We start from the raw sequence: 9011 nt of genomic DNA, 5'->3' as shown, positions 1-9011 counted from the left end.
CTTGGGAATCCCGAGGGTTCTGTGAGGTCGCGCGGCGCAAGGCGCGCATTTTGGCGTATTGCGCGACCTCATTGAAGCCGGATTGAGCGAACTCGCTGACCTGGCAGGCACTATGGGATTAGTGGTTCCCTTGCCGGTCTTGAGCGACTGGACGGTTGCTGTGGAAGTGCGATGCTGTTCGGGTGAACAGGTTTGGATTCGGTCCGATAATGGGATGAAGCCGATGTAAGCAGTCGTTGTGGGCGTGCAGCGATCGGATATCGGCTGACGCGGTGGCGATCTGGACGGTGCATGGCTGTCAGATTCCCTGCACCAGTCGGCTGCATTGCCGTGGTGTTCGCATGATCAGAACCGAGGAAATAGCGCGGTCTCATGGTATGGCTGGGGGTGCGCGAGCACGCCAGGTGGTGTCGCGTGGCAAGGTCGCGACGATGCGCAACGTCCCGCCGCAGCATGGGCAGACGGTGGGATCGAAATTGCGGCATGCGCGATGCGTCATGATGCTCTCGTGATCGGGATCCGGCATAGCTTGTGCCAGCAAGCTACGGATGGTCTTCAAGCGCGTGCGGCGGCAGCCATTGGAGAGGAAGCCGTAATGGCGAATGCGATGAAATCTGTCGGGCAAGCTATGGAGCAGGAAGCGGCGGATAAACTCTCCTGCGGTCAGGGACATAAGTTTTTGGGCATTGCCATGACGATAGTCGCGCCACCGGAAGGTGACGGTGGCACCGGTCATGCTGACAAGACGACTGTTGGCGATAGCGACGCGGTGGGTGTAGCGCCCCAAATAGGCGAGAACATGCGCAGGTGAACCGAAGGGCGGCTTGGCATAGACCACCCAGGATGTCTTGCGCAGAGGCTGGAGCGCAGCGGCAAAGGCGCAGCTGTCATTGAGATCGCCAAGTGTGCCGAAGAACTGCAAACGCCCGGCCGCATAGGCATCCCGGAGCCGCGCCAGGAAGAGCCGGCGGAACAAGAGGGAGAGCACCGGGATCGGCAGGAAGAAGCGCGGCCGGCATGCGATCCACTGGGAGCCGTCTTCGGACAGTGCGCCGCCTGGAACGAGGCAGTGGATATGCGGATGGTGCGTGAGCGTCTGTCCCCATGTGTGAAGAATCGCGATGAAGCCGAGCTGACCGCCGAGATGCCTGGGATCGGCAGCGATGGTCTTGAGTGTGCTGGCTACGGCGTCGAACAGGATGGCATAGACCACAGCCTTGTTCTGATAAGCGATCGCGGCGACCTCGGCTGGCACCGTAAACACAACGTGGAAATAGGGTATCTCCAGAAGGTCGGCTTCGCGCGCGGCCAACCAGCGTTCGCGCGCCATCCCCTGGCACTTGGGGCAGTGGCGATTCCGGCAGCTGTTGTAAGAGATCCGGCTGTGATCGCAGCTGTCACATGCCTCGACATGGCCGCCAAGCGCCGGGGTCCGGCACAGCTCGATCGCCTCCATGACTCGCCGTTCGACGTAGCCAAGGTGCCCGTCATGGGCGATCCGGTAAGCAGGGCCGTGGCGGCGGAATATATCCGCCACCTCCAAAGCCGGGCGCACAGCGACGTCCTCAGCTGGGTGGCACCGCGTCCAGGTTGAGACGGTCGAGCGGGCTTTGCGTCGCGGCGATCGTGGTCGTCGCGACGTGCGTGTAGCGCGCCGTTGTCGATAGGTGGTTGTGCCCGAGCAGAACCTGGATGATCCGAATATCGACACCGCTCTCGAGCAGATGCGTCGCAAAGCTATGCCGCAACGTGTGGACGCTGACCCGCTTGGTCAATCCTGCCGCCTTGGTGGCGGACCGGCAGGCGGCATGGAGACAGGTCGTAGAGATCGGCGTATCGGGACTGCGCCCGGGAAACAGGAAATCCTGAGGGTGCGCGAGACGCCAATAAGTCCGCAGGATCGTGAGCAGCTGCGGTGAAAGCATAACTGTACGATCCTTGGCGCCCTTGCCCTGGCGAATCTGGATCACCATGCGATCGCTGTCGATATCCGCCACCTTGAGGTTCGCAGTTTCGGAGGCGCGCAACCCCGCGGCATAAGCGGTGGTCAGTGCAGTGCGCGCCTTCAGTGATGGCACCGCTTCCAGAAAGCGGACAACCTCATCGGCACTCAGGATCGTCGGCAGCTTACGGGGTGTACGCGCGTAAACGATCCGTTCCGGGATCTCTGCCCGATCCAGCGTGACACCGTAAAAGAAGCGCAGCGCGCATACGATCTGGTTCAACGCGCCCCACGATATGCCTTGCGACACGAGGTAGACCTGAAAGGCGCGGACATCTTCAAGCCCGAGGCGATCCGGCGACCGCCCGAAATACCGACTGAACTTGCTCACGGCGTGCAAATAGGAACGCTGAGTGGCCGGAGACAGGTTGCGCAAGCTCATGTCGTCGATCATACGACGGCGCAGCGGGCTGACCGTTACTGTGGCTTTTGTCATGGGATGAACTCCTGGTGAGGGGTTGGTCTTCAGCAACCAAATCTTCCCACCAGGAGGGCATTCCCGCTAGCCCAAGGGCACCAGTCGAGCGTCAGCGAGTTCGTTCAATCCCTGGCGTGAGTCAGCCTCAGCGCTCCTTGGTATTACTGGTGCGCGAACAGACGCTGCTGGTGGCGGTGCTTTCCGAACTGCGCAGGCTGATGCCCTTCCCCTTGTTGGGATTCGACTCTGACAACGACAGCGTATTTATCAACGAGACGGTGCGCGATTATTGCGTGGCTCATGGGATCGCGTTCACCCGCTGCCGTCCTTATCGCAAGAATGATCAGGCCTGGGTTGAGCAGAAGAACGGTTCGGTCGTTCGGCGCCTGACGGGCTATCGCCGGTTCGAAGGCCTGGAAGCCGCCGGCGCGTTAGCGGAATTGTACACGGCGGCCCGCCTGTTCGTGAACTTCTTCCAGCCATCGTTCAAGCTGGCAGAGAAGCAACGTGAGGGCGCCAAGGTCTACAAGCGATACCATGCTCCCGCGACGCCGTTCCAGCGGTTGCTGGCAGACCCACGGACCTCCGAGGAGACGCGCCGGAACCTCCGCGAGGCGTTCGCCGATCTCGATCCCGTCCGGCTGTTGCGGGACATTCGGACGGCGCAAGAAAAGTTGGTGCGACTGGCCGACGGGGCAGCCGTAATCAACCCATCGGAACCCTCGTCGCCAACGCTGGATGCGTTCATGACGAGCCTGCGGACCTTGTGGCACGAAGGCGAGGCAAGGCCGACAGCAACCGCAAAGGCCCCGCAGAAGCGTTGGCGCCGCCGTCCTGATCCCCTTGTCACGGTGACCGAACAGTTGAAGGCGTGGTTCGAGGAGGAGCCATGGCGCACCGGTCGGGAGCTGCTCGAGAGGCTACAGGCCGAGCAGCCTGGCGATTATCCGGATGGTCTGCTGCGGACTGTGCAGCGCCGGTTGAAGGTGTGGCGATCAGAGCAGGCGCGTGCCTTGGTATTCAACCCGTCAGCTAGCTCCGATGGCAGGCCTTTGCGAGCAGAGACCGTCTCTTCGTTGCCGCGCGACTGGGTACCGCACCGCGTCGCCTCCGGCTCCGCTGCGCGGTACCCAGTCGCGCAAGGAATAGTCCGTGAGGGCGATCTCCTGTAGGGAGCATTTACGTGAGGCAATGGACAAGCCGCTCGGGAACATCGCTTCATGAGGCAACACGAATCCTCATCAGGTTTGTCGCGCTACACATGGGCCTGATTGTCCGCACCGTCGGCATAAAAAGGGCCGAGATGAAAGTCGGCCTCGCCAACCTCGTCTTCAAAATCAGGCGCTTCCTGTACCTCAAACGCGTCAATGCCATCTGATCAGCCGATCCAACGTACCGGAAAAGCGGCAAATAGCCGGATCAAAAACAAATCGTCGCTGCAAACCACCAGCAATGCCCAAATTATCAGCCTACAAGCGCAAACTATCCGGTTCTTCGATCCATCCATCTCACTCACTGGTGGTATCGGGTTTGGCGCTGACGTGATTCACCATCGCAAACGGTTGGAGTTTTGCGATGGCAGCGGCGGTCAGACTTCGAAGTGGTTTGAGCGCTGGGCAGGCTCGGGCCTTTGCTCGCCGCGCCAAAGATAAGGATGCGGACCAAGTCCGCCGTCTTTTGGGCCTGGCGCTGCTCAAGTCTGTAGGAAATCTGTGGGCTCAGATCACGGTCGCATCGTCGAGCCTTTGCTTTTTCATATCATTGCTAAAACTTGCGCATTGAGCGTGATGGCCCGTTCCATCGCAACGCCCTCGGTATAGCAACGAAGCTCGGGGGCATTACCGCTCGGGCGCAAGTGGATAACCTCTCCGTTCTCGAAAGTGGCGCGAAGTCCATCAGTCGTGTCGAAAGCAGCGGCGGCGCCGGAAAGATGTCCGAACATGCGAGTCAATCGGTTGAGAACGTCCGCCGCCTCCCCTTCCTGAAGTCCAGTCAGGAGAGCTTGGCTCTCATGAGTAGGGAAGTCCTTAAGCCGCTCGCTAAAGGTATAGCGGGCAGGAAGCTGGCCCTGCAGCGCCGAGAGCCTTACGCCAAGACGGTGGGAGTTGGCCAGCACAGCAATCATCGGCAATACCGCATCGCGGGTCGGCAGTGCATCGAGGACACGACCTTCCCGCTCAACTGGCAACCCGGTGAGGAAACCGCCGTTGGCCTCGTAACCACAAACAGTCGTTCGTCCATCCGTTATCAGGGAATTCATTGCTTCGATCACAAAAGGTGATCCAATGCGCGTACGGCGAATCTCTTCGAATGTTCCGCACAATTCGAGGGCAGTGTTGCAGCTCACCGGGGCGGCCACTGCAGTGATCCCCAAAGCGCGAGCGCACAGAATTCCCAACACATCACCGCGCATCCAAGTTCCAGTTTCATCGGCCAGCAAAGGGCGGTCTGAATCGCCATCGGTCGAGAGGATCGCATCCAGTCCGAATTCCTTCGACCACTTGCAGGCCAGTTCCTGATCTTCTCGGCGAACAGCCTCGGTGTCGACGGGAATAAACGTTTCGGAACGCCCGAGCCTCACCACATCACCACCAAGCTTTTCCACGATTTGCGCCAGCACGTCGCGGCCCACTGCAGAATGTTCGTAGATCCCCAGCCTCAGGCCGCGCAGCGCGTCAGGTCCGAAGAAGTCGACGTAACGCGCCACATAGGGCGTTGCGACGTCGATCAGTGGGCCGCAGTCATCAGGGTGGATCAGCATGCCATCGGCGTCGAACAGGTCGGGCAGCGTCACCGTTTGCGCCCGCATCGCCAGCTCGTCGGGCTTGAGCACTTCACCGTCAGCCCGGTTGAACTTGATGCCGTTGCGATCATCGGGGATGTGGCTTCCGGTCACCATCAGCGACGGGATTTCTTGCGCAAATCCGTAGGCCGCGACGGCGGGTGACGGCACGAAGCCGCAGTTGGCGACATTCCCGCCCATGTGCCGGATCGCGGCGGCGCATGCGGCGAGGATGCGCGGGGTCGACGGGCGCAGGTCTCCGGCGATCGCCACTGCTCGGCCCGGGGTGAACTGGCCGATGTCGGCCATGTGCTGCAGGAAACCGCACACATAGGCGAAACAAACTTCATCGGTCATAGCGACGACGAGTCCGCGCGCGCCACTAGTGCCAAAGGCAACGCCGGTATCGGCCATGATCGCGGCGATCGAAACGGTGCGCGCCATCGTCAGTGTCATTCCGCCGCTTTCAGCGACTCGGTGTTGCGGATCGCTTCGGTGACCTTGCGGACCTTCTGCGATTCACCGCGGCGCAGGATCATGACTTCTCCCTGTGAAACCACGACAATCAGATCGTCTACGTCAACAAGCGTGACCCGCGCACCATCCGAGTGAACGAAACAGTTGCTCGAGCCGATTGCCAGAGCATCGCCGCGCAAGGCATTGCCTCCTGCATCCTTGGCGCTGATGATGTGCAGCGAGTCCCAGCTGCCAACGTCTGACCAGCCCATATCCACCGGCACACAGGCTGCGCGGTCTTCGCGTTCCATGATTGCATAATCAACAGAGTCCGACGGGCAGGCCGCGAAAGCCTGACTTTCGGGAGTAACCCGATTACCACTGCGCTGCGCCCGCTCTAGCGAGGCCTTCACTGCAGTGAGCATCTCGGGCTGATGCTTTGCCAATGCAGCAATGTAGGCGTCGGCACGAAACATGAAAATGCCGGCATTCCAGGCGTGGCCGCCTTCATCAAGCATCTGTGCGGCTCGCTCGGCATCGGGCTTCTCAACAAATCGAGCGACCTTATGAACGCCATTGCCACAAGTTTCGCCCATCTTGATATACCCATAACCGGTTTCAGGCGCATTGGGCGTGATACCGAATGTGATGAGCCAGCCCTCGGCTACAAGCGACAGGGCGCGCGCGATCGCTTCGTGAAATGCAGGCAGATCCGCAATCGTGTGGTCGCTAGGCATGACCAACAAGGCATCGCCGGGCTCAGCTTCCATGGCGGCAAGCGCAATCGCCGGTGCTGTGTTCCGACCGAAGGGCTCGAGCAATACGAGATAGTCCTCGATGCCCGACGTCGCGAGTTGCTCGTCAATGATGTCAGCATGGGCTGCATTGGCAACAAGGATAGGACGGCCAACAGAAGTGGCGGGAAGATTGCTGGTCCGCTTCAGCGTGAGCTGTAGCATAGTTTCTTCAGCAGTGAGCGCGAGCAATTGCTTCGGGCGTTCGGGGCGCGACACCGGCCATAGTCGGGTGCCTGAACCGCCGGACAGGACGACGGGTATTACTGTCGGGAAATTGCTCATCGCTGCTCGCTCAATTCAAGTGACGATCTCGGCCAGTAGGGCCATCCGTTCGCATATGCAAAAAACAGCGACGGTCGTCATCAGCTTTTCAAAGAAATTCACAGGCTGGTCCATAAATGTACCTGTATCTTTTTGCATCGGGGTTGTGCGCGAGGCTAGGTTAAATTCCGGTAATAGGCCCTACTTCCCGCATCCGCAGGCGCAAGCCTTGGGTTGCATCTCTTTGACGATGGCTTCTATGATCGCCTGAACCTCATGGATAAGGTCGGCTATCTGGACTTCGTCATAGAGGTCATCCGCCGCAGCAATCGGCAGCAGGTCTTCAAGGTTTCGCCCCGCCGATGGGTCGTCGAGCAGACCTTTGGCTGGATGATTCAGTGGCGCAGAATCGTCTGAGTCTACGATAAACTCATCGAAGTTTTGAAGGTCATGATCCTCGTCGTCAGGGGCGGCAACCTCCTGCGATGAAACATTCATCTGTGATTTTCCAAACGGACCCATGGAAGGCAATCGCCGTGTGCGAACGCATTTGGCCGCCCAAGTACGGTTAATATTTCATAAGGATCCTTGCTGCATATCGCTCTAGAGTGGCATTCAAGATCGAATGCTTTGCGATTGGAGGGCTAAATGGGACCTGCAGAGAGATTTGCTCTTATTCTTGGCGTGACATTCGCCATACCGATGAGCGCTGCGCATGCCTATCTGGACGCCGCGAGCGCCAGCCTTGCCTTGCAAGCTCTCGTTGGGATCGGCGCGGCCTATATCGTTACGGGCAAGAGCTACATTCGCCGCATCAAGGCGTTGTTCAAAGGCAATAAAAAATCGGATGTAGAGACGCCGGGCAAGGACGATTGATGCTTTACGATCCGGGGTCCTACCGCGATCCGGCAGGCAGGGTACTCGCCGACGGAGAACGCATTCTTCGCGCAGTCTTCGAACCTGGCCGCAAGGCATTTGAAGCAGCGATGGACGCAGGCATTATGGAGCGCGCTGTCGAACGGTCCCTCCTGCTTCCTTATCGCCAGCTCGACCTGTCATCTCTGCCTGCGATGGATCGAACGGCTAGCTATCTCCTTGAACATCCGCGCTTGAACTTCGTTTCGTATCCCTACGAATGGAGCTTCTCAGGGCTGAAGGCGGCAGCTCTCCTGCATCTCGATCTGCACCTCGAGCTTCTGGGAGATGGCTTCACGCTGTCTGACGCAACGGCTTACAATGTGCAATTCCGGGGCACGAAGCCTGTCTTCATCGATCACCTCTCCATCATTCCATACCAAGATGGAGAAGCATGGATCGGGCAGCGTCAGTTCGTGATGCAATTTCTCGCGCCCCTGATCCTCTGGGCGAAGAAAGGCGTGGCTCCAAACCCGTGGTTCAGAGGAAGTCTCGAAGGGATACCTCCCGAAGACCTTCTGCCATTGTTGTCTTTCAGGGACCGTCTTTCCTTCACCGTCCTTGCTCACATCATCGGGCCAAGCAAGGTCCAGCGTCAGGCACTTGCGCAAGAACGCAAGGAGCACGCAAAACCCATAGGAACGCTAACAAGAAAACGCTTTGAAGCGATTCTGATCGGCCTTCGCGACTATATCTCCGGCCTTTCCCCGCTAGGTATGCAAACGGTATGGCGAGGCTACGATACAAACAATAGCTACGATGACGACAGTCGGGCGGCCAAGCATTCATTCGTGGCTGGACACGTGGCGCAGGTGCAGCCGGAATTGCTGTTCGACCTTGGTTGCAACAGCGGCGATTATTCGCAGACGGCATTGGTCAACGGCGCTCAAAACGTGATCGGCTTCGACTTCGATTTTGGCGCCCTTGAGCAAGCTTTCGCACGCTTTGCAAAAAGCGATGCGCCTTTCCTGCCGCTGTGGCTCGACGCGACCAATCCCACCCCTTCCCAAGGCTGGGCCGAACAGGAGAGAATGAGCTTCAGTCAACGCGCGGCCCCGGATTTTCTCCTGGCCCTGGCTTTCATTCATCATCTGGCGATAGCGCGGAATATTCCGTTGGAAATGGCGGTGAACTGGCTCATTTCCCTGGCTCCGACTGGCGTCATCGAGTTTCCAGACAAGGGCGACGCAATGGTTAGCACCCTCCTCGCCACTCGCTCCCACGATTATCCGGACTACTCCTTGGATGCGTTCATGCACCACCTGCGAGCGCGAGCGCGGATCGTGGACTCCCAGCCAATCGAGGGCACCAAACGAACCCTGGTTCGTTACGACAGGTATTGAGGCATGGAATCCCCACTAAGGAAGTTGTCAGCCCTAC

General features: G+C 59.2%; 7 protein-coding genes and 2 pseudogenes. 5 read left to right on the top strand and 4 right to left on the bottom strand.

Annotation, left to right across the window (positions count from 1 at the left end; genetic code table 11):
- Positions 1–370: 370 nt before the first annotated feature.
- Together J3474_RS08120 and J3474_RS08115 are read right to left on the bottom strand one after the other, a co-directional pair.
- Complete coding sequence (locus J3474_RS08120) at positions 371–1555, bottom strand: IS91 family transposase (protein WP_207093736.1); 1185 nt, start codon at positions 1553–1555, stop codon at positions 371–373.
- A 10-nt stretch (positions 1556–1565) separates the two neighbouring features.
- A complete protein-coding gene (locus J3474_RS08115; protein ID WP_308632783.1) occupies positions 1566–2474 on the bottom strand; it encodes a tyrosine-type recombinase/integrase in 909 nt (302 codons plus the stop codon).
- A 107-nt stretch (positions 2475–2581) separates the two neighbouring features.
- Between J3474_RS08115 and J3474_RS08110 the strand changes: the two are divergent.
- Together J3474_RS08110 and J3474_RS08105 are read left to right on the top strand one after the other, a co-directional pair.
- Positions 2582–3592, top strand: a pseudogene (locus J3474_RS08110) (transposase); the annotation flags it as partial.
- A 195-nt stretch (positions 3593–3787) separates the two neighbouring features.
- Positions 3788–4072, top strand: a complete 285-nt coding sequence (locus tag J3474_RS08105; RefSeq protein ID WP_207093735.1) for a hypothetical protein — start codon at positions 3788–3790, stop codon at positions 4070–4072.
- A 101-nt stretch (positions 4073–4173) separates the two neighbouring features.
- On the opposite strand, the gene J3474_RS08100 is transcribed toward J3474_RS08105, so the two are convergent.
- A complete protein-coding gene (locus J3474_RS08100; protein ID WP_207093734.1) occupies positions 4174–5646 on the bottom strand; it encodes a phosphomannomutase in 1473 nt (490 codons plus the stop codon).
- An 8-nt stretch (positions 5647–5654) separates the two neighbouring features.
- A complete protein-coding gene (locus tag J3474_RS08095; RefSeq protein WP_207093733.1) occupies positions 5655–6737 on the bottom strand; it encodes a mannose-1-phosphate guanylyltransferase/mannose-6-phosphate isomerase in 1083 nt (360 codons plus the stop codon).
- A 191-nt stretch (positions 6738–6928) separates the two neighbouring features.
- On the opposite strand from J3474_RS08095, the pseudogene J3474_RS22670 reads away from it, so the two are divergent.
- From J3474_RS22670 to J3474_RS08080, 3 genes and pseudogenes are all read left to right on the top strand, one after another.
- A pseudogene (locus J3474_RS22670) lies at positions 6929–7205 on the top strand (transposase); the annotation flags it as partial.
- A 213-nt stretch (positions 7206–7418) separates the two neighbouring features.
- Positions 7419–7592 carry a hypothetical protein gene (locus tag J3474_RS08085; RefSeq protein ID WP_207093731.1) on the top strand — a complete coding sequence of 58 codons (174 nt, stop codon included), beginning with the start codon at positions 7419–7421 and terminating at the stop codon, positions 7590–7592.
- Positions 7592–8974 carry a class I SAM-dependent methyltransferase gene (locus J3474_RS08080; RefSeq protein ID WP_207093730.1) on the top strand — a complete coding sequence of 461 codons (1383 nt, stop codon included), beginning with the start codon at positions 7592–7594 and terminating at the stop codon, positions 8972–8974. Before J3474_RS08085 ends, J3474_RS08080 begins: the two co-directional genes overlap by 1 nt.
- The last annotated feature ends 37 nt before the right edge of the window (positions 8975–9011 follow it).

Origin of the sequence: Novosphingobium sp. PY1 (genome assembly GCF_017312445.1) — a bacterium.
Classification (GTDB): Bacteria; Pseudomonadota; Alphaproteobacteria; order Sphingomonadales; family Sphingomonadaceae; genus Novosphingobium.
Note: the sequence above shows the minus strand (reverse complement) of the source record. Positions and strands in the feature narration are given on the sequence as shown.